Annotated in this window: 1 protein-coding gene; it reads right to left on the reverse strand. The window is 56.7% G+C overall.

Annotated features, from left to right (window positions below):
* Positions 1-8 precede the first annotated feature (8 nt).
* Positions 9-1,106 (reverse strand): IS3 family transposase gene (locus tag H7993_RS20680; protein ID WP_185795503.1). Its coding sequence is split into 2 segments (ribosomal slippage), with 1,099 coding nucleotides annotated over them: positions 9-919 and positions 919-1,106; the frame shifts between segments, so codons are not numbered across the junction. This gene is flagged as partial in the annotation.

Genomic DNA, 1,106 nt, shown 5'->3' on the forward strand with positions numbered 1-1,106 from the left:
TGTAGTGGTCAACTGATCCCGGACACTGAATTGAGTTTTTCCTCAGCGACCGCAGGCGCTAGCCCTTCGTTGAACTGATGCGGTCGCCGCCAGTTGTATCGCTCCATCAGGAACCGGCCGATATCCTGTTGCGCTAGCGCAGCGCTCATGTAGCCCACCGTCGGTATCCATTCACTTTTTAGGCTGCGAAATAGTCGTTCCATCGGCGCATTATCATGGCAGTTGCCGCGACGACTCATGCTCTGCGTGAAGCGGTATCGCCACAGTCTCTGGCGGAAACTCCGGCTGCCGTATTGACTGCCTTGATCACTGTGAAACAGCACATTTTGAGGCCGGCCACGCTGCTCATAGGCCATGTCCAGCGCTTTGATCACCAGGTCGGCGTCGGGCTTGGCCGAGAACGCCCAGCCCACAACCCGGCGCGCATAAAGATCGATTACCGCCGCTAGATAGTGCCACCGACCTTCGGCCCAAACGTACGTGATGTCACCGCACCAAACCTTGTCGGGGGACGCCACGCTGAACCCTCGATCAAGCACGTTCGGGATATCAGGCCGCTCCACGGTCGCCTTTTTATAGGCATGGGAACCCGGCTGTTTGCTGATCAAGTTCATCTCGCGCATCAACTTGCGTACCTTGAATCGCCCGATTCGCATACCGTCCTCTTTCATCATCAGCATGATGCTCCGGCTGCCCGCAGCGCTTCGGCTTTGCGTAAACAGCTCGTTCACACGGCTGCGCAAAACCACCCGTTCGGCATCCGGATACCGACGTTTCCGGCAGTAGGCGTAGTAGCACGATCGGGTTACTTCAAATACCGAGCACAACAGATCAATCGGCTCTTGAGCCCGAAGTTGATCGATTAACGCGAACGCTCGTGTTCCTCGGCCATCAAGAGCGCGGTGGCCTTTTTTAAGATCGATTTTTCCCGTTCGAGCCGATTGATACGAGCTTCGAGTTCCTGGATTTTTTGCTGCTCAGGCGTCAGGGCTTTGCTGGTTGGAGTAACACCGCCACGTTCTTGCTGGAGCTGGTTCACCCAACGACGCAAGGCCGACTCAACCAGCCCAAGCGAACGGGCTGCTTCGGTATGGGTGTAGCCTTGG

The organism is Pseudomonas baltica, from assembly GCF_014235765.1.
Lineage (GTDB): Bacteria > Pseudomonadota > Gammaproteobacteria > Pseudomonadales > Pseudomonadaceae > Aquipseudomonas > Aquipseudomonas baltica.